Origin of the sequence: Gordonia sputi NBRC 100414, assembly GCF_000248055.1 — a bacterium.
In the GTDB taxonomy this organism is placed as follows: Bacteria; Actinomycetota; Actinomycetes; order Mycobacteriales; family Mycobacteriaceae; genus Gordonia; species Gordonia sputi.
The window spans coordinates 34,791-57,734 of the sequence record NZ_BAFC01000048.1; the positions used below are offsets into that span (position 1 = coordinate 34,791).

Sequence of the window (22,944 nt, forward strand, 5' to 3'; positions counted from 1 at the left end):
CACACTTGGGTGGTGAGGCCTGCCCGCCGGAACCCTGCGGCGAGATCAGCTACGCGATCATCAACACTACCGGTCGAGGTCGCAAAGAGAAAAATCAGGTGACCTCTGGCGAACAGCACAACTCCTGCCGACGACGAGCTGCAGCCGTTCGGCAGGAGTTGGCCTCGTAGTTCACGGTCGGACTAGCCCGCGTCGAAGTAGGACGTCTCCAGGTAGTCGTGCACGGCCTTGGCGTGCACGCGGAAGGAACGACCCACGCGCACCGCGGGGAGTTCCCCACTGTGGACGAGGCGATAAACGGTCATCTTCGAGACGCGCATCAGGGATGCGACCTCGGCCACGGTCAAGAACTGCGACCCTGAAGCCGCGTTGCTGACCGCACCTGACCTGTCACCAGGAGTCTCTGCTGCCATGAGTTACTCATACCTCCGGAGCACGCGTCGCGGCCGCCGGCTTCCCCTCCGGCGGACACCAGACACGCACGTGCTTAAAGCAGCTTAGCGTGGCAGATGTGAAAAAAGCGACGTAAGTGGCCTGGATTGGCCTGATTTCTGATCCCCGACCACAACATACTGGGGTTTTGGCCGGTAGAGGCCCCAAATATTGGGAGTCGACGCCGGGCGTGGTCGGTCGATCAGCCTCCCAAACCCTCAACGTCGGGTCGACGTCCTGCCCGTGCACTGGCTTGCGCACACGCCTCCGTCGCCCGGTACATCGCTGCTCGCGCGCCGTTTTCCTCGAGCACACGGATCGCTGCCGCGGTGGTTCCGCCCGGCGATGTCACGGCTGCGCGCAGTTCTACCGGAGAGACCCCGGAGTCGCTCATCAAGATCCCCGACCCGCGAATGGTCTGCACTGCCAGCTCGCTGGCCTGCGCGCGCGTGAGGCCGAGTGCGACGCCTGCGTCGATCATCGATTCGGCGAGGAGGAACACGTAGGCGGGTCCGGAGCCGGAGATCGCGGTAACCGCATCCATCTGCTTCTCCGGAACGACGATGACCTTGCCGACGCTCTCGAGCAGTCCGACGACCGCGGTGAGCTGCTCGGGGTCGACGTGGCGCCCCGGCGCGACCGCCGACATCGCTTCGTTGACGAGCATCGGCGTGTTCGGCATGACCCGCACGACCGGTACGCCCGCGGGCAGCGCGTTCTCGTAGCGGGCGATCGGCACACCCGCTGCGAGGCTGATGGTGACGCGCTCGGATTCGCCGTCGTCGTCGACCCGCGCGAGTTGGCGCAGCACGGCGTCGACGATGTCGGGTTTCACCGCGATGAAGACGTATTGGGCACCCTCCACGGCGGTCGGTACGTCGGTGACCAGTACGCCGTACTCCTCGGAGAGTTCGCGGGCGCGTCCCTCGTTGGGCTCGGCCACGACCAGGTTCTTGGGCTGGTGACCCGCTGCGATGAGTCCGGCGAGTAGTGCCTCACCGATCTTGCCACCGCCGATGACGGCGATCCGTTCACTCACGTCGTGATGCCTTTCGTTCTCAACCGTGACATCTGAAGTCAGCGGGGTTCTGAAGTCAGGGTCGCTCGGGTCAGCTCTGCCGCTGCGGGATCAGCGCGAGCTGACGCGACTGTGCGACCACGGTGCCCGTCGAGTCCACCACGAGGTGGTCCTCCTCGAACATTCCGGGTCCGACCTCGGTACTCGACGCCGCGAACCTCAGCCAGCCAGGCGCGGGATGTCGTCGGACGTAGGTGGTGAGCTGGACGGTCGGCGCCCAGCCGAAGAGCGCGAGGTTCATCACCACCGGGGGCGAGATGTCGCAGACGAGCACCGCGAAATCGACGTCGGGCTCGGTGTTCTTGGGACGTGTCCACCCGCGGACGACCGGTTCACCGGTCTCGCCACGCGCGACGGGAAAACTCGTCGGATCGAGCACGAGGTCGAGTGCGCCGCCGAGGTGCATGACCTCACCGACGGGCGAGCCGTCGATGGATATGCCGTCGGGCTGCGGATCGACGGGCAGGTCGTCGAGCACGGACGGCGCCGAGTGATGCGGCGTGCCGCTGTCGGGTCGCGCGAGGGTGACCGACGACGACACCATCAGTCGTCCGTTCTGCGCGAGGTCGACGGTCAGCAGCGTGACGGTGCGGCCGCGTTTGCGTAGCGTCACCGCGAGGTCGACGTCGGACGGATCCGGTGCTGCGAGGTAGTCGCTGGCGATGGCGACGGGCACGAGGTCGGCTGCCGACGGCATCGACTCGTCTGAGCCGACGAGCTCGTCGTATGCGTGCAGCGCCGCGCGGGCGACCAGCATCTGCATCGTGCCGCCGTGCACCTTGGGGCCGATCGTGAACGTCGGATCGATACTCGCGTGATAGTTCACATCGCCGGGGCCCTCGGTGGGACGCAGGGTCAACAGCCCGGCGATCTTGTCGCTCATTCGGTTTCGGTCTCCTGGATCGGTGCTGTGCGGACGGGATCGCGTCGAAGGTTGGTTCGCGCGAAGTCGAGGGCGCGGCCGAGGAGGGCTGCGCGTTCGGGTTTGGTGCGAGCGGATCCCGTGCTGACCTCGAGCACGACCGCCCCGGCGAAGTCGCTCGCGGCGAGGCGTCGACACACCTCGACACAGGGCTGCGACCCGTCTCCCGGAATCAGGTGCTCGTCGGTGGCCGCACCGCTGCCGTCGGCAAGGTGGAGATGGCTCAGTGCCGGCCCCATGCGCTCGAACAGGTCGACCGCGTCGACCCCTGCGGTCGCGGTGTGCGAGAGGTCGAGCGTGTAGTGCGCGTAGCCGTCGTCGGTCGGGTCGGTGGACTTTCCGAACGCCGACGCCGCGCGTCCCGGCCCTCCCCCGCGTGCATTCAACCGCTGCGCCGAACGCTTACCCGCACCGAAGAGTCGGTCGGCGCGCATCGGGAACATGTTCTCCACCGCGACGTCGACGCCGCTGTTCTCCTCGAGTTCTGTCACGAGGTCGTCGAATGCGGCGGTGTACGCCCGCTGCCAGCGGAAGGGCGGATGCACGACGACGGTCGGCGCTCCGAGATCCTCCGCCGCCGACACCGCACGCGCCAGCTTGGCCTGCGGATCGCGACCCCACACGCGCTGCGAGATGAGCAGGCACGGCGCGTGGATCGACAGCACCGGAACCTGATATCGCTCTGACAGGTACTCGACATGCGAGATGTCCTGACTGACGGCTTCGCCCCACACCATGAGTTCGACGCCGTCGAAACCCAGCTCGGCCGCGTACGCGAAGGCCGCCTCGGTGTTCTGCGGATAGACCGACGCCGTCGACAGCCCGATCGGGATGTCGGCTACAGGAGTGATCATCAGATCCTCACGTCGCGAGCAACACCAACGGACCGATGGTCACGATGAGCCCGACGCCCAGCGCCAACAGCGTGGTGAACAGATCGCGGGAGTGTCGCACGGCGTGCGTGAACGAGACGATGCCGAAGATCACCAGCACCGCGAGCACCAGCGCGAAGTAGACGTTCCAGCGCCAGAGTTCGGTGAATCCCCAGAACAATCCGACACCGACCGCCAACCCGAGGATCGCCTCACCGATGACCAACAGCCACGCCTTCGCGGGCGAGCGGTCGTCGTCGGAGCCACTGGGCCTCTCGTCGGACTTCGCGGCTGCGGATGTGGAGTCCTTGGCGGATCGGGAAGCCTTGGACGCCGGGGTGCGGAGCGTTGCCGCCGCGCTGTCGGCTGTCTCCTCGTCCGCTGCTGTCTTGTCCGCTACTGGTGCGGCCGTGTCTTCGTCGACTTCGGTGAAGGCGGTGAAGTCGCTGCCCGCGGTCTCGGGAGAGTCCGACTCGAGCGCCTCGGCGGTACGGGTTTCCGCGACGTCGAACGCGGACGTCGCTTCGCGGGCGGCCGAATCATGTTCGGCCGCACCGTGTTCGGCCGCACCGTGTTCGACTGTGTCGTGGTCGGCCGCATCGCGGTGGTTGTCGTCGGCATCTTCGCGGATGCTGTCGAACGACGAGTACCCGTACGAACGTTCGTCGTCGAGCGCGTCTGCGTCGTCGAATCCGCGGGCGGCCGGGGCCGGATCGCGTGAATCGTCGACGATCCCGATCACCGTGGTCTCCTCGACCACCGCGGCGGCAGCGGGGGTGCCGCTGAGGTGATCGTCGTCGGCGGGCGTATCGGACTCGACCGAATCGGATGCAACGGAATCGGATGCAACAGCGGAGCGGTCGTCTCGGGACGCCTTGCGGCCGAACCACCCGCGCTTGCGCTTGGGCTTGTCGCCGGATCGTCGGTCGGAACGCTTCTTCGACGTCGCGCGCTTCTCGTCGTACTCGGCGAAGGACCGGTATGCGTCGAAGTCGTCGTCGATGACGTCCGCGAATCGGCCGGTGCGGGTGGGCGGCGGCGAATCGAGTTCGACGACGTCGACGTCGTCGGCTTCGACGAGCCGCACACCGTCGTCGGTGTCGTCATCGCCAACGATCGGAATGATTCCGGTGACGGCATTGGCGTGCTCGTCATCGTTCGCCTGTCGCCCGTCGCGCGTGCTGCGTGATGCCCGCTCGGCGATGGCAGCTGAGCTGAAGTCGCGGGTCTGCGGAGGCGCGTCGTAGACGCCGCCGTCGAAGCCGGTCGACGCGCCGGCCGGGTCGGCGGAGTCCTGCAGCGGTCGGCGGTCGGATGCGCGCCGCGGGACCGGGCTGCTCGAGCGCGGGAAATGCGACGCGGAATCGGGCGAGTTCCAGACACTCGGGGTGTCGGACTTCGGTGCGCTGGACTTCGCGTCCTGAGTCTTGGGGGCCTGAGTCTTCGGGGCCTGAGCCTTCGGGGTTTCGCTCTTCGGGGCGTCGGTGATCCGCGGGATCTCGCCGGTGAGCTCCGACACCGAGACGGCTCCGTCGCGCCCGGCGCGGCGCCTACCCCGGTTTTCGGTGAGCCGCTTCGCGCGTTCCTCGTCGGCGATGGCAGCGTCGCGACGTGCGAGCAGTTCCGACACGGAGATGGGCCTCGACTCCGACGCCGAGTCGTCCGATCCGCCCGTGGGTGACCCCGGTTGCTTGGCCATCGAAACTCGCTCTCCTCCTCAGGCCGCCTAGCGCAGGCCCTGGGTTGCCGGTGCCGAACCCGCCGACTGCGCCGTCCCTGTGCGGGTCGCTTCAGCGGGGGTCGTCCCGATCTGTTCTTGGTTGTCCGCCAGCTCGGTGTCGAGACGACGCAGGATCACGCCCTCGCGCAACGCCCACGGACAGATCTCCAGTGTATCGACCGACAGCGCCCGCATCGCCGCCTCCGCGACGAGCGCGCCCGCAACGAGTTGACCAGCACGGTCGGCGCTGACGCCCTCGAGTTCTGCGCGGTCGTCGCGGGTCATCCGCGAGATGAAGGCGATCAACTGGCGCAGCCCACTCGCGGTGAGCTGACGCTTGACCCGCAATCCGGCTCCCGACGGCGCAGCCCCGGTCAGCCGCGCGAGCGACCGGAACGTCTTCGACGTCGCCACCGCGATGTCGGGTTTGCCCGCCGCACGCAGTTCGCGCGCGGGGTCTCTGAGTTCAGCGTCGAGCCAGTCACGCAGCACGCCGATACGTCGACGGTCCGGCGGGTCGTCGGGCAGCCACTCGCGGGTCAACCTGCCCGCGCCCAGCGGCAGACTCAACGCGACGTCGGGTTCTTCGTCGACGCCGTTGGAGATCTCCAGTGATCCCCCTCCGATGTCGAGCGCGAGGATGCGACCGGCGCTCCAGCCGTACCAGCGCCGCACGGCCAGCGAGGTCAGCCGCGCCTCGTCGCGACCGCTCAACACGGTCACCCGTACACCGGTCTTGGCTTCGACGCGGTCGAGTACCTCGTCAGAGTTGGTTGCGTCGCGCACGGCAGACGTCGCGAACGCCATCGTCTGTTCGCACCCCGACGTCGCGGCGATGTGGGTGAATTCGTCGACCGAGTCGATCAACGATCGGGCACCGCGCTCGGTGAGCCTGCCCTTCTCGTCGATCTGTTCGGCGAGCCGCAGCACCGACTTGGTGGAACTCATCGGTGTCGGGTGGCCGCCTCGATGGGCATCGACGACGAGCAGGTGGACAGTGTTGCTGCCCACGTCGAGCACTCCTAAACGCACGAATACACGGTAGTGCGTCGACGATTCGCCAGGTTGCGTGGGTGGCGAAACACACGGGCGCGATCAGACACCACGCGGCCGATACGACTACCGTGAACGCGTGCCAAGCCCCACCCCGTCCGCACAGATCTCACCGGCCCCCGAGGTACCACTCGACTTCGCGCGGGAATGGTATGAGTTCTTCGATCCCGCGGACCCAGAACACCTCATCAACGCCGACCTGACCTGGCTGTTGTCGCACTGGACCTGCGTCTTCGGAACCCCGGCCTGTCAGGGGATCATCGACGGCAGGCCCGACGACGGCTGCTGCAGCCACGGCGCCTACCTGACCGACAAGGACGACCGCAAGCACCTCGCGAAGAGCGTCGCCATGCTCACCCCTGACGACTGGCAGTACTACGAGAAGGGTTCTGGCAAAGACCCTCTCGGCAAGCGCGGCTATCTCGAAGAGGGAGACCTCGACGACGAACCCGCGCTCAAGACGCGAACGCACAAGGGCGCGTGCATCTTTCTCAATCGTCCCGGCTTCGACCGCGGCCCCGGGTGTGCACTGCACGCGATGGCATTGCGCAAGGGCATCGAGCCGTGGAGCGTGAAACCCGATGTGTGCTGGCAACTTCCGATCCGGCGCGAGCAGGACTGGGTGGAGCGTCCCGACGGCACGCAGGTCCTCAAGACCACCATCACCGAGTTCGATCGCCGCGGCTGGGGCGAGGGCGGCCACGACCTCAAGTGGTACTGCTCGGGTTCGCCCGACGCCCACGTCGGCGCGACACAGGTCTTCGAGTCCTACGCACCCGAATTGACCGAACTCCTCGGCAAACCCGCATACGACGAGTTGGCCAGGGCGTGCCGACGCCGCAACGGCCTCGGGATCGTCGCGGTTCATCCGGCGACCGCAGCGGCGACGACGCGTCGAACAACCGACATCAAGTACGAGGAACTGGGCTAACCACCCCGCAGTCGCCGCTGATCGGGCACACTACCGAGCATGCGATTTGGGATACCAAATACAGCTCGGCAGTTACTGAAGACCGACGAGTACGAGTGGCTGGTGTCCTACCTCACCTCTCGCGGCCTGCTCCGCTGGAGCAGGTGGCTGGTAGCGATCGACGGCGCCACCATCGGGGTGACCGCGATGCTCGCCGCCCTCGCTCCCCCAGGCGTGCTGTGGCCGTACGGCAACCTCGTGATGGTAGGCCTGGCCGTCGCAGGCATCTGCTGGTCGGCACGGTGGCTCCTCGGACGCTGGCCATCACATCTCGAATCGTTGGTATTGATCGCCGCAGCCGACATCGGTGTCGCGACAGCATGTTTCGCTCATCACAACCTCGTGCTCGGCGTTGCCGCGACACCGTTGTTCGCGGCAACCGGGGCCTACATCGCCTTCTTCCACAGCACCGCAGCCAATATCTGCCACATCGTCTTCGCGGTCACCGTGGTGGTCACTGCGGTGGTCGCAAGCGCTTTCGTCCAAGGCCCGCAATGGCTTCCGGTCGCGATGAGCAAAGGCTTGATCGCCCTGTTGCTGACAGCGCTTGTCTTACCGTTCCTGCGCATCGCCTACAGCATGTTCCGTTCCAGTGCTGACGCGTCGGCGGTCGACTCATTGACCGGATTGCTGAACAGGCGCGGCCTTCGACAGGAAGTCGCAAAGGCCGAGATCGAATCACCCGACTCGCCCCCGTGGACGGTCGTCGCAGTCGACCTCGACAACTTCGAGGCCGTCAACGACATCTACGGGCACCAGCGAGGCGACGATGTCCTCGTCGCCGTGGCCGATCTACTCCGACGTTGCCAGGTCCCCGGTACGCACACACTGATCGTCAGACTGGGCGGCGATGAATTCGCGATGGCGTTGCGCGCGACAAAGACCGATGCAGAGCGCCTCGCCGCCCGCGTCCTGCACGCGATCAGCCAGGAAACGGATCTCGGCGTGTCGGCGAGCGTCGGCGTCGCCACGGGCCATCCCGACAGCGACGTGTTCGAACTGGTCGCGTCGGCGGACACGGCGATGTACACCGCGAAACGATCAGGCGGCGACCAGGCGGCTCGGGTCACGCTCGGGCCGGGTCAGAACTCCAACACTCACGACCCGGACAACCGGGAGTCGAGCAGTCAAGGCTCGAGCTTGTAGCCGAGTCCCCGGACCGTCACGAGGTGCTTCGGGCTGGCCGGGTCGGGCTCGATCTTCGAGCGAAGCCGCTTGACGTGCACGTCGAGGGTCTTGGTGTCGCCGACGTAGTCGGCACCCCACACGCGGTCGATGAGCTGACCGCGGGTGAGCACTCGACCCGAGTTGCGCAGCAGGTACTCGAGGAGGTCGAACTCCTTGAGCGGCAACGTGATCTGCTGTCCACTGACGGCGACGATGTGGCGCTCGACGTCCATCCGGACCGGACCGGCCTCCAGGATACCGATGGCCAGGTCGTCGTCGATCCCGTCGCCACCGCGACGCAGCACGGCACGGATTCGGGCAATGAGCTCGCGAGCCGAGTACGGCTTGGTGACGTAGTCATCGGCACCGAGTTCGAGTCCGACGACCTTGTCGATCTCGCTGTCGCGTGCGGTCACCATGATCACCGGCACGCTCGACCGCGTGCGCAACGACTTGCAGATCTCTGTGCCGGACATACCGGGAAGCATCAGATCGAGCAGAACGATGTCGGGGCTGACGCGGTCGAAGGTGCCGAGTGCCGCCGCGCCGTCGTTGACGACGGTGGCCTCGAATCCCTCCTTGCGCAACAGGAATGCCAGCGGATCGGCCAGCGATTCCTCGTCCTCGACGATCAGAACGTGAGTCACCTGTCGGTTTCCTTCGGTCGTGCGATCGGCGCAGGCTGAACTGCCTCGCCCTGGACCACGGCAACAACTGCCGTAGGTTCGAATATCTCGGTGTCGGCGATCTCGGTGTCCCACACACTCTCGGTGCTCATGTCCTGCGGGATACACAGGGTGAATGTAGAGCCCGTACCGGGCTTGCTCCACAGAGAGATGACTCCACCGTGATTGGCGGCGACGTGCTTGACGATAGCCAACCCCAAACCGGTGCCGCCGGTACTGCGCGACCGCGCCTTGTCGACACGGAAGAAGCGCTCGAAGACTCGCTGCTGGTCGGCGGGTGCGATCCCGATCCCCCGGTCGGTGACGGAGATGGCAACCATCGGCCTCCCGTCGTGGCGGGTCACGCGCCTGCTCACCGAGACGGTCGTGTGCGGCGGCGAGTACGAGATGGCATTGACGATCAGATTGTTCAGCGCCGTCAACAAGAGCATGCGGTCACCACGCACCGTCAGGTCTGCTGCGGCGTCGGCGCGCAGCGAGATCGACGCCGCTTCGGCAGCTACACCCGCTGATTCGATCGCTTCGTCGATCAGGGTGTCGACGTCGACGAGCGAGAAGTCAGCAGTCTCACCCTCCTGCAGTCGCGATAGCGCGAGCAGCTCGGTGACCATGTTGCCCATGCGCGTGGCCTCCGCGACCACGCGATTACCGAAGTGCTGCACCGAATCCGAGTCGTCGGACGACTCCAGCAGCGCCTCCGCGAGCAGGCTGATGGCACCGACCGGTGTCTTCAGTTCGTGCGAGACGTTGGCGACGAAGTCGCGACGGGTGGCTTCGACGCGCAGATGCTCGGTGTCGTCGACACCGTAGACAACGGCGTAGCGCTCCTCGCCCTCACGGACCAGTCGCGCGACACAGCTCACCGATTCGATGGTTTTGCCGCGTGCGCGCCCCGTCGAGAGGAATCCCAACGCGGACGCGGGGGGTTCGAAATCGAAACGACGCTCGGCCTCGGTGTCGAGGACCTCTTTCGCCGCCTCCCAGACCGAATCGTCGAGCAGTCTGTCACGCACGAGGGCCAGTTCGACGGCGCGATGGTTGTACAGGACGACGTCGCGGAATTGGTCGACGACGGCGACCGCGGTGTCGGAGTTGCGCACGATCAGGCCGAGCAGTCCCGCGGTGGTCATCCGACCGTCCTCGGTGGTGCCGTGCACATCGCTGTCGCGCAGCTCCGCACTCTCGGGCACCACCCGCGGGCGTTCGGCGAGAGTTAACGAGTAGCTGGGCTGATCGTCGGCGACCTCGGGAACCACGGCGGCGTCGTCGAGGGTGCGCTGCGCATCGTCGCGGGTGCGGGCGGGCGAGTTACGGGCGATCGCGTCACGGCGCCAGAAACGACCGAGCGCGAATCCGACGACGACAGCCGCCACGAGGGCGACGGCAACTGTCACGCCGCCCACGAATACACCGGTCACAACGTCAGCTTACGGCCCACCAAACTGCAGGAACACTCAGTGCAGGACAGTTCGACCGCTGTTCACGCACCGTTCCACCCGCATTACGTGACACCGCGGTCTCCGACATTCAAGAGGTGACCGACGCCACCAGATCGGCGTACTCGGGGTGCTCGTCGATGTAGTGGCGCACGTACGAACAGACCGGCACGACCTGCTTGCCCTGAGACCTGATGTCGTCGAGAACGGTCCGCACGAGCTGGCCGGCGTATCCCCGTCCCGAGTAGGCGTCGAGGATCACCGTGTGAGTCAAAATCACCTGGTAGGGCTCCGACACGTAATCCAGGTACCCGACGAGATGTTCTGAGGGCTCATCGCGCGGATCGGACTCGGGATCGGTGAGGATCGCCTCGTACCTTTCCTGCGGTGCCGAGTGGACTATGCGCAGGGTTCCAGAATCGGCCATGCAACCAATGTAACCGCGGTCACAGCAACCCGCCCGTGACGATTGGGTTACGGACTACTTCTTACCTTGCGCCGCGACCGCCGCAGCACCCGCTGCAGCCGCCTCGGGATCGAGGTAGGTCCCGCCGGGGTTGAGTGGCTTGAGGTTGTCGTCGAGGTCGTAGCGCAGCGGGTTGCCGGTCGGGATGTTGAGCGCGGCGATGTCGGCGTCGGAGATGCCGTCGAGGTACTTGACCAGCGCGCGCAGCGAGTTGCCGTGCGCGGCGATCAGCACCGTCTTACCGGCCTTGAGGTCGGCGGCGATGTCGGATTCGAAGTACGGGATGAGTCGCTCAACGACATCCTTGAGGCACTCGGTCAGCGGTACCTCGGGGAGGTCGGCGTACCGGGGGTCGTGCGTCTGGCTGTACTCCGAGTCGGGATCGATCGGCGGCGGCGGGGTGTCGTACGAGCGACGCCACAGCATGAACTGTTCCTCGCCGAACTTCTCGAGCGTGTCGGCCTTGTTGAGGCCCTGCAGCGCACCGTAGTGGCGCTCGTTGAGACGCCAGTCGCGGACGACGGGAATCCAGATCCGGTCGGCGGCGTCGAGTGCGATGTTCGCGGTGGTGATCGCGCGTCGCAGGAGCGAGGTGTAGAGGACGTCCGGCAACAGATCGTGCTCGACGAGCAGCTCGCCCGCGTGCGTCGCCTCCGCGCGACCCTTGTCGGTCAGCGCGACGTCGACCCAACCGGTGAACTGGTTGGACGCGTTCCATTCGCTCTCGCCGTGCCGCATGAGAATCAGGGTGCCGTTGCTCATGGGAGTCAGTTTTCCACACGGAAGCGTCACACGGGAGCTGCGCATGGGGCTTCGCGCAGGGCCGTGGGTCATCAACCAGAGCGGGCCGCTCTCGGAAGTATCCGAAAGCGGCCCGCTGCCTTGCGATCTGAGTTTACTTGCGGAGATCCTTGCGCAGGATCTTGCCCGACGCTCTGCGCCTTGCGTAAGGCTCCCATGACCAGCAAGATTCGCGTAATCGGCAGCATCCCTAACTGCTTTGCCGTGAGGGCGCCGGCCCTATCGTCGAGTACCAGCACCTCATCCAGAGCGGGGACCAATGGCACACCTTGTATGCGACGTCGGGCAACTTAGATCTGTTCGAGCTGAATACGGACTCCGCGATTCGCCTGGGCGCCTTGCTGATTGACGCCGAACTGGTAGCACTCGATGGAGAGCAGGCGACCCCATGAACACCTGCACGATGACAGTGACGGTTGGCGGTCCTCAGCGGACAGCCGGGAAGGCGTCATGAAAGGGAGCCTGTGCCTCGCACTCTGCTGCGGATTCGTCCAGCGACGCACATACAAGCAAGCCCAAACACTACCGGCGAATGGGAGCGCCTGACGGTATATCTCAAGTGCAACCGTGGGTATTTCACCGGCAGTGAAACAACCTCACCTGCGGATTAGCAGAATTGAACATCACCGCAGATCACCCAGCCTTGTAGGCAAGTGTGGGCAAAATGTGCCCGCTAACTGTCGGCATCGATCTTCGCCAGGGCATCCCGAGCCGTATCGGGGTCGCGGCGAATCGCAGCGCGCAACTGCTTCTTTCGGAAGCTCTCGCGGCCGCAATCTACGGCATCCCTCCACGATGGCCGCGCCTCCACGAGGTGCTCCGTGACGAGGAACTCGACAATGTCCTCGAGGGTCGGCCTGAACCGACGACCTCCAACTGGAAGGTGCATTCGTTCAAGTAGTCGTGTCGATCCGTCGAGCCGCTGCCCAACGTCTTGCCATGTCTCAGATGTCGCGCAAATCTGCAGGTGCGCGTCTGGGTAGCCATCCCGCTTGTCTCGCGCGTAGTCGTAGTGCAGCAACGCATCTGACGGGTCGGCAGTTGGCGAGAGCAACATCACCGACTGGCGAACCATCAAGAATTTGTTCTCATGGTCGCGTTCGAGGCGCATTGAAAAGCCCAGATGGAACGTGGGATCTGAGCCGAGAGTGACAGGGATACACGTCTCTAGATCCTGGTTATCCTTCGTGATTCGGTAGCCAATCACGCTGCGCGAGCGGTCACGGCCCGCCGTTACAACCGATGTCAGCCGCACGCCATCGCAAATCGTGCCGTTCAGGAGCCCAGAAAGCTCGTCGGCAAAGGTGTGAGACTCGCGCTCAAGGTTGAAAGACTTGCTCAATGTCGACACCATACAAGTCGCCTATCGCTACCCAGGCGAGACGTGCTCGCATGGACTCAAAGCGACCCTCACGCGCCTGGCGAGCAAGATCATCGAATGTGCAATCAGCGCGGCGTAGAGCGTTGTCAATCGCCGCATGCAGATCAGCTGCCGACGCAACCTCAACAGCGCCGTCAGGCTCTAAGACAGCGGTCATCGATATTCTCCAATCCGCGGGTGCGGTGTCCCCGTGTGACCAGTGTGACATAGGTCGCTCTGGCCTCGCATGAAGTCGGGATACATGTCACAGCATCACATCGATCACCGACAATCCGGTTCTCGCTGATCAGAAGGCATGCGATTTGATCGCCAACCCCGGCGAACCCCAGCTGGCACAGTCGCCTCCGCTGCGACACAAGGTCGAGTCGTCTTAGGATTTCAGGACGAAAGCCTACCTGTCAGTCAGGCCAACTCTCGGTCCTGGTCGCCTACTCCGGTCACGCCACCACATGATGGCGGTGACACCCGCGAGAACGACTGCGGCCACCCCAAGAGAAATGAGCATGACGCGCCTATCAGAGTGCCGCTCATCGCAATAGTCGAAAGCAGCAGCACCGCGGTCAACGTCCGCCAACCAGTCGTGGATCGACGCCTCCGCTCCCGCCCGTATGTCGGCTTCCGACGAGGCCCCGTCGTAATAGGACGAGGTGTCGTTAGCGTCAAAACTCGACGAATACGTCCACGAGCTAGACGACGCAAAGATAGTTCCGGAGTCAACGCCTGGAGCACGCATCGTCGACGTCGCCAGTGGCACCCACACAATGACCACCAGAACAGCCAACGCCGCAGCAACAAGGCCGACAAGTCGAGTCATCGTAAGTTGTTTTTGCACCGGTCCACGCTTTCCCTCGGACGACAGGTATTCACGAATACCAGACAATCTCCGCAGAATGACCGACCAGAAGCTACAACCCTCCGATCAGACGACCGACCACCCGTGCCCCTGTGACCTCCTCCAAGCCCCACGGCCACCCTCTGTCGTATGGCCTGTGTGTAGCTGCGAGGGGCAGGCGATCAGCGCACGCGTCAGGTTGTCCACCGAGAGCCGCTACCAAGGTCGTCCCAGTAGTCGTTCAACTGCTGATCCGTCTGTTTGCCATCGTGGTGGACGTTGAAGTCGCTGGCTTTGCTGAATTCGAGGGCATGCCACAGCATGTTCGCGATTGCCATATATTGGTCGTCGTCGCATGTCACATCGATCCTGATCCTTCGTTTCCGCATCCCGAGACCGTAGTCGCCCTCTCGATGCCTCCTCAGCGGTCTCGAAAAAGTGTCGGGGAGAGTGGCTATCTGCTTGAAGGTGGCTGGCGCCCCCATCTCCAGACCCCCGCCCCACCCCTGTTACCAGCGGCGTCCGGTCTCGAGGCAGCGTCGCCCATTGTCGTACCAGGTGCGCCCGCATGTGACGTCGATGAATGGGATGTCTTCTGTTGAGCACTTCACTGTGCTGCGTACAGTGATGGCCGGTGACCACGCAATTGCGCAGGTCACCGGCCATGTATCCGAGCGTCTGGGTGCTCTACTTGCGGAGATCCTTGCGCAGGATCTTGCCCGACGCCGACTTCGGGATGACGTCGATGAATTCGACGGCGCGCACCTTCTTGTGCGGCGCGACCTTGGCGGCGACGAACTCGATGACGTCGGCTTCGGTCAGCTCCGCGTCGGACTGCGTGACCACGAAAGCCTTCGGGATCTCCTCGCCGGACTCCTCGTCGATCACGCCGATGACTGCCGTGTCGGCGATCTTCGGGTGCGTGAGCAGCAGGGCCTCGAGCTCGGCGGGTGGCACCTGGTAGCCCTTGTACTTGATGAGCTCCTTGAGGCGGTCGACGATGTAGACCGATCCGGTCGCGTCGAGCTGGGCCATGTCGCCGGTGTGTAGGAAGCCCTCGGCGTCGATGGTGTCGACGGTCGCCTGCTCGTTGTTGAGGTAGCCGAGCATGACGTTGGGTCCGCGGACCCACAGTTCGCCGGGTTCCGACATTCCCTCGCTCGGCACCGCGAACTCTTCACCCGTTGCCGGATCGACGATCTTGTTCTCCGAGTTGGGGATTGGCCAGCCGACGGACGAGAGCGGCGGCTCGTCGAGTCCGAGTACGTCCTGTGAGTCGATCGGGATGAGGTGGCTGACCGGCGAGAGCTCACTCATGCCGTAGCCCTGCAGCATGTGCAGATTCAGCCGCTTGGCAACAGCTTTGCCGAGCTCGTCGTCGAGCGGCGCCGCGCCCGAGAGCATGGTGTGCAGCGACGAGAGGTCGTAGTTGTCGATGATCGGATGCTTCGCGAGGGCGACGGCGACCGGCGGCGCGATGAACGCATAGGTGACCTTGTAGTTCTGGATGTTCTCCAGGAATTCGACGAGGTCGAACTTGGCCATCACGACGAGGCTCGCCCGCGCGCGCAGCGCGGCATTCAGCAGGACAGTCATGCCGTAGATGTGGAAGAACGGCAGCACCGCGACGATCACATCGTCGCGCGCCATTCCCTGCAGTGGGGCGATCTGCGCGACGTTGGCGACGAGGTTGGTGTGAGAAAGCTTGACGCCCTTGGGGTTTCCGGTAGTGCCCGAGCTGTAGGGCAGGACGGCGACGTGCGTCGCCGGATCGAATGAGACGTCGGGTGCGGGCAGATTGGGGCCGAGCAGGTCGGCGGCGTTGGGGTGCCCCGACGCCTCGACGCCCTCACCGTCGAGGATGATCACGGCGTCGTCGGCGATCCCGACTTCCTTGGCAGCCTCGAGTGCCTGCGCGGCCATCGGCGAGATGGTGACGAGCATCTTGGCACCGGAATCGGTGAGCTGCTTGGCGATCTCGCGCGCGGTGAACAACGCGTTGATCGTCGTGGCCGTCGCACCCGCGCGCAGCACTCCGTGGAAGACGGTGGCGAACGCGGGAATGTTCGGCGAGAGAATGCCGACGACGTCGCCGACACCGATGCCGCGAGCCGCGAGAGCGCCTGCTGCAGCGTTGATCTGGCCGATCAGTTGGCGATATGTGGTCTTCGTGTCGGCCTTGGGATCGATGAGCGCGACGCGGTCGAGATCGTCGTCGGCGATGTTGCCGAACAGGTACTCGTAAACGCTGACATTCGGGATCTCGACGTCGGGGTAGGGACTCTTGACGCTCATGGCACCTCCGTTGGTAAATCAGTCAAATCGATCGTACCAATGGCTGTTGCCACGATGTGACGGCCCTCTCGGTTCCTTCGCAGGTCCGCGCACCGTCACTCGTCGAGCTGCGCGCCTTCCGCGGGACCGTCCTGCGCGGCGTCGACCACCGAGGAGGGCTCGTACCGACCTTCGAGCGGCTCGCCCGGCTGCGGCAGCGACTCCTTGTCGATGAGGTGCTCGAAGGCGAGCAGGTTGCGCAGCGACTCGCCTCGCGAGACACGCCATGCCCATTCGCGGCGGATCGACGTCGCGAAGCCGAGTTCGAGAAGCGTGTTGAAGTCGCCGTCCGCGGCCTCGAGAACCTGTCCGAGCACACGATCGATCTCGTCAGATGTCAACGCGTCCACCGATATTCGACCCACCAGATAGATGTCGCCGATGTTGTCGATGGTGTAGGCAACCCCGTAGAGACGACGATTGCGCTTGAGCAGGTAGCGATAGACGGCCTCGTGGTTCTCATCGGCGTGACGACAGACGAATGCCTCGACGCGCACCCCGTACGGTCCCGCGGTCAGCAGGACCGTCGTCTTGAGCTTCTTCTCGCCGGGCAGTTCGAGGATGACGTGTTCGGATTGCGCTCCGCCGGAACTCTTTCGGCTGTACGGGATGTCGCGCTCGGACAGCGACTCCTCCAGCAGTTCGAGATTCTCGATGTGGCTCATCGCTATCGCTCCTGACGACGCTGGGTCGGTTGGATACTCGGATCAGACATTCGCGCGATGACGACGACGCCATCGCCTCGACGCGCGCCGCGCGGCGACGGTCGGGCCCACCCGCGCACCGGGCGCCGCGGCGAACGAGGCCATCGCGCGGGAGTAGCTCTCCTGCAACGCATCCGCGGTGTGCTCCCAGGAGAAGTTCTCGGCGTGCGCACGTGCGTGTCGACGCATCGCGGCAAGCTCGTCCGGAGAGCTGATCATCTTCTCCAGCGCGTTGGTCCAGTCGCCGATGGCGTGGCCGTTGACCAGAACGCCGCTGCGTCCCGATGAGACCGCGACCGACAGCCCACCGACATCCGCCGCGATCACGGGCGTTCCGCAGGCCTGCGCCTCGATCGCGACGAGACCGAAAGACTCCGAATAGCTGGGCACCGCAACCACATCCGACGCCCGGTACACCTGCGCCAACTTCGCAGACGGCTGCGGGGACAGGAAGATCACCTCGTCGGAGATACCCAGTTGGGCGGCGAGATCGACCAACGCGGAAGGCGTTTCGAGACCAGAACCCGACGGACCGCCGACGATGAGCACCCGCACGGGACGATCACCGCCCCGCGACCTCTCGATCAGCGGGGCCGCGGCGCGCAGCAGTACGTCGGGAGCCTTCAGCGGCTGAATACGTCCGACGAACGTCAACAGCGTTGCGTCAGAGGGCAATCCGAGTTCAGCGCGGGCCTGCGCCATCGATCCCGGTGTGTAGCAGTCCAAATCGGCGCCGGGCGTCACGATGTCGATCCGCGAGGGGTCGGCGTGATACATCGAGACCAGCTCGTGCGCCTCGGTCTCAGTGTTCGCGACGAGGCGATCGGCCTCGTCGACGACCTGCTGCTCGCCCACCACGCGCAGCATCGGCTCCGCGGTGTCGCCCGCGGCGAGTGAGGCGTTCTTGACCGCCGCCAGGGTATGCGCGGTATGCACCAGCGGAACTCCCCAGCGGTCCCGCGCGAGCCAGCCGACCTGCCCCGACAACCAGTAGTGCGAGTGAATCAGGTCGTAGTACCCGGGACGCTGCTGCGCCTCGGCCCGCAGCACGCTGGCGGTGAACGCGCACAGCTGCGTCGGAAGATCGCGTTTGTCGAGGCCTTCGAATGGCCCGGCGACCACATTGCGCACGGTTACGCCGGGCGCGGCCTCGACGATCGGCGCGTCCGACGACGATGTCGCTCTGGTGAAGATCTCCACCTCGACGCCACGTCGGGCGAGGCGCTGCGCGGTCTGCCACACGTACACATTCATACCGCCGGCGTCGCCCGTACCGGGTTGCGCCAGCGGAGAGGTGTGTACCGAGACGAGCGCGACTCGCCGCGGCCCCCTGAAACTCATTACTCCACTGTAGAGAAGGTCTGACGGTCGACGATCCTCAGCACACCCGAACAACGCAGGTAGACGGCTGCGGCCGACCGTCTCACGACGTGCGTTGCCCGGCGATCACACCATTGACAGTCATGCCCGAATGCCTCACTGTCGAGACATGGCAGTGCAAGTGTCTCGCAGCGATGCCTCATTCGAACTGCGATCCGCCGATACGTGGCGCGATCCGTTCGGCATGTACGCGCGTCTTCGGCACGAGTCGCCCGTTCTCCACGTGACCGGCGATGCACAGAGCCCGCACGACTCAGGAGACGTGCGGAACCCCGACGACTACTGGGTACTCACGCGGCACGCGGACGTCTTCGCCGCAGCGTCGGACCCACTCACCTTCTCCTCGGCAGCGGGATTGACCGTGGTCTACGGCGAACTGGAGGCGATCGGCCTCGCCGACAACCCTCCCCTGGTCATGCAGGACCCGCCGCAGCACACGGCCTTCCGCTCGCTCGTCGCGCGCGGGTTCACGCCCCGGCAGGTGATATCGATCGAACCGCGCGTCCGCGAGTTCGTCGTCGAACGACTCGAGCGCCTCGACGGCGATGGTCCCACCGACATCGTCGGCGAGCTGTTCAAGCCACTGCCGAGCATGGTCGTCGCCCACTACCTCGGAGTTCCCGACGAGGACTGGACTCGCTTCGACGACTGGACCGCAGCAATCGTCGGCGCCCTGGCCGGTCCGGAACCCGCGGCGTCGAACGGCAGCGGAGCTGCGGCGTCGAACGGCAGCGGAGCTGCGGCGGCCACGAGTGAACTGCTCACGTACTTCGGCGAACTGGTCGAGCATCGCCGCGCGCACCCCGGCGATGACACGGTCTCGGCGCTCGTCGACGCGGGCGTCGCCGACGATCCCGCGGGCATGGTGTCGATTCTCGCCTTTGTGTTCACCATGATCACCGGCGGCAACGACACGACGACCGGCCTGCTCGGCGGCAGCGTCGACCTTCTCTCCGGATACCCCGAGCAGCGCCGACGCCTCGTCGACGACCCTGCCCTGATCCCCGACGCCGTCGACGAGCTGCTGCGGCTGACCTCGCCCGTGCAGGGACTCGCACGCACCACCACGCGCACGGTCACCTACACCGACACTCCCGACGGACCGGTCACCGTGCCGCACGGCCGCAAGGTATTGCTCTGCTACGCCGCGGCCAACCGCGACGAGTCGGTGTTCGGTCCCGACGCCGAGCACCTCGACGTCGAACGCAGACCTCGCCGCATCCTGTCGTTCAGCCACGGTCACCACCACTGTCTCGGCGCGGCGGCAGCGCGGATGCAGGCCAGGGTCGCGTTGACCGAACTGCTCGCCCGCCACCCCGACTTCGACGTCGACACCGACGGCATCACCTACGCGCCTGGCAACTACGTTCGACGCCCCACGTACGTGCCGTTCTACGCGGACGGCTCCCGATGATCGCCAGAGATGCCGATGAGTGAGACACGAGTCGACTGGCTCGCGGACGACCGCGCGCAGATCGCGGCGACCCGCATCCTCGACACCGCCGCCGAACTGTTCGCCGCGCGCGGTGTCGGCGAGGTCACCATGCGCGACATCGCCGATGCGGCGGGATGCTCGCGCGCCACGCTGTACCGGCACTTCCCCGGCAAGCAGGAGCTGATGGCCGCCTACGTCGAGCGGGCCGCGCGCACAGTGGCGCGCGACGTCGACTCGGCCATCCCCGACGACGCCGCGCCCGATGAGCAACTCCTGATCGCCACCGGGGCAGCGATCGCCGGAGTGCGCGCCAATCCTGCTCTGTCCCAATGGTTCACCGCCGACATGGCCGCGACGTCTGGGCGCCTCGCGCAGCTGTCCCCCGCCATCGACGCGGTGGCGGCGGGTTTCCTGCGGCGCATCGTTCCCGGTACCACCGACGCCGACCTCGAGGTTCGCGCCGCCTGGCTCGTCCGCGTGATCGTGTCGCTGCTGAGCACACCGGAGGTCGACGCCGCCGCCGAACGCGAACTGCTGCGCCGATTCGTCGCGCCGACGCTGGTCACGCGGGCGAACTGACCCCGCAGCGCGTCGTCGCCGATCATCACCTACACTTCTTTCGGTAACGATTGTCATTAGCGAAACGGGTAGGCGAACGATGAAACGCGCAGTCCTGGCACTGACCACGGCCCTCGCCGTCGGCGGGGCACTGACACTTGTCGGTTGTTCTGGCGACGACTCCGGCAGCTCCGACGGCAAACCGACCGTCGTGACCTCGACCAACGTGTGGGGTGCAGTCGCGTCGGCGGTTGCGGGCGACAAAGCGTCGGTGACGGTGTTGTTCAACGATCCGACGGGCGATCCGCACGAGTTCGAGCCGTCTGCGGCCGACTCGGCAAAGGTCGTCGACGCCGACGTGGTGCTGATGAACGGCGGACACTACGACGAGTACATGGAGAAGGCGTCGCAGAACGCCAAGGGCTCCGTGATCAACGCCTTCGACACGATGACCGGCCACCACGAGGACACCGACCACTCCGCGCACGGCGAGACCAACGAGCACGTCTTCTACAACTTGCCCGTCGTCGGCCAGGTGGCCACCGAACTCGCCGACGACCTCGCCAAGAAGGACGAGGCCAACGCCACCACGTACCGCGACAACGCCAAGGCGTTCAACGAGAAGATCGACGGCCTGCGCGGATCTCTCGCCGATATCAAGAAGACCCACGACGGCACGAAGGTCGCGCAGACCGAGCCGCTCGCCGCGTACCTGCTCACCGAGGCCGGCCTGCGCGATATTGCCCCGGAAGGCTTCACCTCGGCCGTCGAAGAGGGACAGTCGCCGTCGGCCGCCGACCGCGCCGCGATGGAGGATCTGCTCCGCAAGCACGAGGTGCAGGTGTTCATCTACAACACCCAGGCCGTCGACGCGGTCACCGAAGCGTTGCTGTCGATCGCGAAGTCTGCCAACGTTCCTGTTGTGGAGTTCACCGAGACACTGCCCGCGGGCCAGACCAGCTACATCGACTGGCAGCAGAAACAGATCGCTGCGCTCGCCTCGGCACTGCCGGCGTGAGCGGGTCCGATCCCGACGGTCGCGAACCCGTCGCATCGTTCCGGCACGCCCGACTCGCCTTCGGTGAGCGGGTGCTCTGGGATGATCTCGATCTCGACATCATGCCCGGCGAGTTCGTCGCGGTCCTCGGCCCCAACGGCTCGGGCAAGACGTCGTTTCTACGCACACTGCTGCATCAGTACCCGTTGTCGGCGGGTGAGCTGACCGTCACCGACCAGGTCGGATACATCCCGCAGCAGCACGCGGACGACGCCGACTCGATGGCGATCCGCGGTCGCGACCTCGTCGGATTCGGAGTCGACGGCGCGCACTGGGGTCTCGGCATCCGCGGGCGTCGTGCGCGCAGAGCGAAGGTCGACGCTGCGCTCGCCGAGGTCGACGCGACCGAGTTCGCCGACGCACCCGTCGGCCTGCTGTCCGGCGGCGAGCAGCAGCGACTGCGCGTCGCCCAAGCCCTGACCACCAATCCCGAACTGCTGCTCTGCGACGAACCGCTGGCCAGCCTCGACCCGGCCAACCAGGAGCGGGTCGTCGAACTCATCGACAAACGACGCCGCGACGCGGGCACAGCCGTCGTATTCGTCACGCACGAGATCAACCCCGTGCTGCCCTACGTCGATCGCGTGCTGTACCTGGTCGGCGGCCGATTCCGCATCGGCACCACCGAGGAAGTGATGAACACCGCGACATTGTCGGAGCTCTACGGCAGCGACGTCGAGGTGTTGCGGGTCAACGGACGACTGCTCGTCGTCGGTGGGGAAGAGGACGCGCATCACTGCACCGCTCCCGAGGGGCTTCCGGCGACATGACGATCAGCTCGACCCCAACCGACCTCGCCGCCGGGCAGACGGTGCTTGCCGCCGACGTGCACTGGAGCGACTTCTGGGATTTCTCGGTGACCGCGGACCTGCTGCACTACGACTTCGTGCTGCAGGCCATGTTGGCGCTGGCGCTGCTCGGACTACTCGGCGGCGTGCTGGCGCCGCTGATCGTCGTGCGACAGATGTCGTTCGCGGTGCACGGCGCGAGCGAACTGTCGGTGACCGGCGCCGCCGCCGCACTGCTTGCCGGCATCAGCGTGAACATCGGCGGGATCATCGGCGCCGTCGTGGCCGCAGGCGTGTTCGGCTATCTGGGAAACAAAGCGCGAGAACGTGATTCGGTCATCGGCGTGGTGATGGCGTTCGGGTTGGGTCTCGGCGTGCTGTTCCTCGCGCTCTACGGTCGGATCGGCACGGGCTTCGCGCTGCTGACCGGGCAGGTGGTCAGCGTCGGCGTGCAGGGCCTGACCGCGATCGCGATCACCACCGCCGTCGTGCTCGCAGTGCTCGCGGTGATCTACCGGCCGCTGCTCTTCGCGTCGATGGACCCGCGCGTCGCGGAGGCGAACGGCGTTCCGATGCGCACACTGTCGGTGATCTTCGCGATCCTGATGGGCCTCGCCTGCGCGCAGGGCGTGCAGATCATCGGCGCGCTGCTGGTGATGTCGCTGATGATCACCCCCGGCGCCGCCGCGGCCCGCCTGACCGCCAACCCCACACTGATGATGGTGCTGTCGGTGATCTTCGCCGAGGTCGCCGCCGTCGGCGGGCTGATCCTGTCGTTGGCCCCCAAGCTGCCGGTGTCGGTGTTCGTCACGACGATCTCGTTCGTCATCTACGTGATCTGCCGCCAGATCGGCGCGCGCCGCGAACACACG

At 65.6% G+C, this 22,944-nt stretch carries 22 protein-coding genes; 7 read left to right on the forward strand and 15 right to left on the reverse strand.

What is annotated here, in order from left to right:
• Window positions 1–182: 182 nt before the first annotated feature.
• The 6 genes from GOSPT_RS07335 to GOSPT_RS07360 form a co-directional block, all read right to left on the reverse strand.
• Window positions 183–413 carry a helix-turn-helix domain-containing protein gene (locus GOSPT_RS07335; protein ID WP_005204681.1) on the reverse strand — a complete coding sequence of 77 codons (231 nt, stop codon included), beginning with the start codon at window positions 411–413 and terminating at the stop codon, window positions 183–185.
• 221 nt (window positions 414–634) lie between these two features.
• Window positions 635–1,471, reverse strand: a complete 837-nt coding sequence (proC, locus tag GOSPT_RS07340) for a pyrroline-5-carboxylate reductase (protein ID WP_005204682.1) — start codon at window positions 1,469–1,471, stop codon at window positions 635–637.
• A 70-nt stretch (window positions 1,472–1,541) separates the two neighbouring features.
• Complete coding sequence (locus GOSPT_RS07345) at window positions 1,542–2,393, reverse strand: thioesterase family protein (RefSeq protein WP_005204685.1); 852 nt, start codon at window positions 2,391–2,393, stop codon at window positions 1,542–1,544.
• Entirely contained in the window at window positions 2,390–3,286 is an 897-nt protein-coding gene (locus GOSPT_RS07350) for a sugar phosphate isomerase/epimerase family protein (RefSeq protein WP_005204686.1), read from the reverse strand. The genes GOSPT_RS07345 and GOSPT_RS07350 overlap by 4 nt, the downstream gene beginning before the upstream one ends.
• A 7-nt stretch (window positions 3,287–3,293) precedes the next feature.
• A complete protein-coding gene (locus tag GOSPT_RS07355; RefSeq protein ID WP_005204688.1) occupies window positions 3,294–5,003 on the reverse strand; it encodes an Rv0497 family membrane protein in 1,710 nt (569 codons plus the stop codon).
• A gap of 27 nt (window positions 5,004–5,030) precedes the next feature.
• Complete coding sequence (locus GOSPT_RS07360) at window positions 5,031–6,056, reverse strand: Ppx/GppA family phosphatase (RefSeq protein WP_051993779.1); 1,026 nt, start codon at window positions 6,054–6,056, stop codon at window positions 5,031–5,033.
• A 127-nt stretch (window positions 6,057–6,183) separates the two neighbouring features.
• On the opposite strand from GOSPT_RS07360, the gene GOSPT_RS07365 reads away from it, so the two are divergent.
• Window positions 6,184–7,008, forward strand: coding sequence for a DUF3109 family protein (locus GOSPT_RS07365; protein ID WP_373278530.1), 825 nt, complete (start codon window positions 6,184–6,186; stop codon window positions 7,006–7,008).
• A 39-nt stretch (window positions 7,009–7,047) separates the two neighbouring features.
• On the forward strand, window positions 7,048–8,193 hold the full coding sequence (locus GOSPT_RS07370) for a GGDEF domain-containing protein (RefSeq protein WP_005204699.1): 1,146 nt from the start codon (window positions 7,048–7,050) through the stop codon (window positions 8,191–8,193).
• Here GOSPT_RS07370 and GOSPT_RS07375 read toward each other — a convergent pair.
• The 9 genes from GOSPT_RS07375 to mshA all read right to left on the reverse strand — a co-directional run bounded on the left by GOSPT_RS07375 (window position 8,175) and on the right by mshA (window position 18,195).
• The gene (locus GOSPT_RS07375; RefSeq protein WP_005204701.1) at window positions 8,175–8,861 is read right to left on the reverse strand and encodes a winged helix-turn-helix domain-containing protein; all 687 of its coding nucleotides are present in this window, start codon (window positions 8,859–8,861) and stop codon (window positions 8,175–8,177) included. The genes GOSPT_RS07370 and GOSPT_RS07375 overlap by 19 nt on opposite strands.
• A complete protein-coding gene (locus tag GOSPT_RS07380; protein WP_005204702.1) occupies window positions 8,858–10,318 on the reverse strand; it encodes a sensor histidine kinase in 1,461 nt (486 codons plus the stop codon). Before GOSPT_RS07380 ends, GOSPT_RS07375 begins: the two co-directional genes overlap by 4 nt.
• Window positions 10,319–10,427: 109 nt before the next feature.
• Window positions 10,428–10,763 (reverse strand): GNAT family N-acetyltransferase, encoded by a 336-nt coding sequence (locus GOSPT_RS07385; protein ID WP_005204704.1) that lies wholly within the window; start codon window positions 10,761–10,763, stop codon window positions 10,428–10,430.
• A 54-nt stretch (window positions 10,764–10,817) separates the two neighbouring features.
• Window positions 10,818–11,564 (reverse strand): phosphoglyceromutase, encoded by a 747-nt coding sequence (locus tag GOSPT_RS07390; protein WP_005204705.1) that lies wholly within the window; start codon window positions 11,562–11,564, stop codon window positions 10,818–10,820.
• A 712-nt stretch (window positions 11,565–12,276) separates the two neighbouring features.
• Complete coding sequence (locus GOSPT_RS07395; protein ID WP_373278531.1) at window positions 12,277–12,954, reverse strand: hypothetical protein; 678 nt, start codon at window positions 12,952–12,954, stop codon at window positions 12,277–12,279.
• Between the two features lie 1,056 nt (window positions 12,955–14,010).
• Window positions 14,011–14,154 carry a hypothetical protein gene (locus GOSPT_RS23845; RefSeq protein WP_168431217.1) on the reverse strand — a complete coding sequence of 48 codons (144 nt, stop codon included), beginning with the start codon at window positions 14,152–14,154 and terminating at the stop codon, window positions 14,011–14,013.
• A gap of 349 nt (window positions 14,155–14,503) precedes the next feature.
• Window positions 14,504–16,111: an AMP-binding protein gene (locus tag GOSPT_RS07415; RefSeq protein ID WP_005204712.1), complete on the reverse strand. Its 1,608-nt coding sequence runs from the start codon at window positions 16,109–16,111 to the stop codon at window positions 14,504–14,506.
• A gap of 95 nt (window positions 16,112–16,206) precedes the next feature.
• Window positions 16,207–16,815, reverse strand: a complete 609-nt coding sequence (locus GOSPT_RS07420; RefSeq protein WP_005204714.1) for a type III secretion system chaperone family protein — start codon at window positions 16,813–16,815, stop codon at window positions 16,207–16,209.
• A 42-nt stretch (window positions 16,816–16,857) separates the two neighbouring features.
• A complete protein-coding gene (gene mshA, locus GOSPT_RS07425; protein ID WP_005204717.1) occupies window positions 16,858–18,195 on the reverse strand; it encodes a D-inositol-3-phosphate glycosyltransferase in 1,338 nt (445 codons plus the stop codon).
• A 148-nt stretch (window positions 18,196–18,343) separates the two neighbouring features.
• Between mshA and GOSPT_RS07430 the strand changes: the two genes are divergently transcribed.
• From GOSPT_RS07430 to GOSPT_RS07450, 5 genes are all read left to right on the forward strand, one after another.
• Window positions 18,344–19,648, forward strand: coding sequence for a cytochrome P450 (locus GOSPT_RS07430; protein WP_039855115.1), 1,305 nt, complete (start codon window positions 18,344–18,346; stop codon window positions 19,646–19,648).
• 9 nt (window positions 19,649–19,657) lie between these two features.
• The gene (locus tag GOSPT_RS07435) at window positions 19,658–20,248 is read left to right on the forward strand and encodes a TetR/AcrR family transcriptional regulator (protein WP_005204720.1); all 591 of its coding nucleotides are present in this window, start codon (window positions 19,658–19,660) and stop codon (window positions 20,246–20,248) included.
• A gap of 79 nt (window positions 20,249–20,327) precedes the next feature.
• On the forward strand, window positions 20,328–21,245 hold the full coding sequence (locus GOSPT_RS07440) for a metal ABC transporter solute-binding protein, Zn/Mn family (RefSeq protein ID WP_005204721.1): 918 nt from the start codon (window positions 20,328–20,330) through the stop codon (window positions 21,243–21,245).
• Window positions 21,242–22,054, forward strand: coding sequence for a metal ABC transporter ATP-binding protein (locus GOSPT_RS07445; RefSeq protein ID WP_005204723.1), 813 nt, complete (start codon window positions 21,242–21,244; stop codon window positions 22,052–22,054). Before GOSPT_RS07440 ends, GOSPT_RS07445 begins: the two co-directional genes overlap by 4 nt.
• The coding region (locus tag GOSPT_RS07450; protein WP_005204725.1) for a metal ABC transporter permease at window positions 22,051–22,944 on the forward strand (894 nt) is incomplete at its 3' end. The genes GOSPT_RS07445 and GOSPT_RS07450, both read left to right, overlap by 4 nt.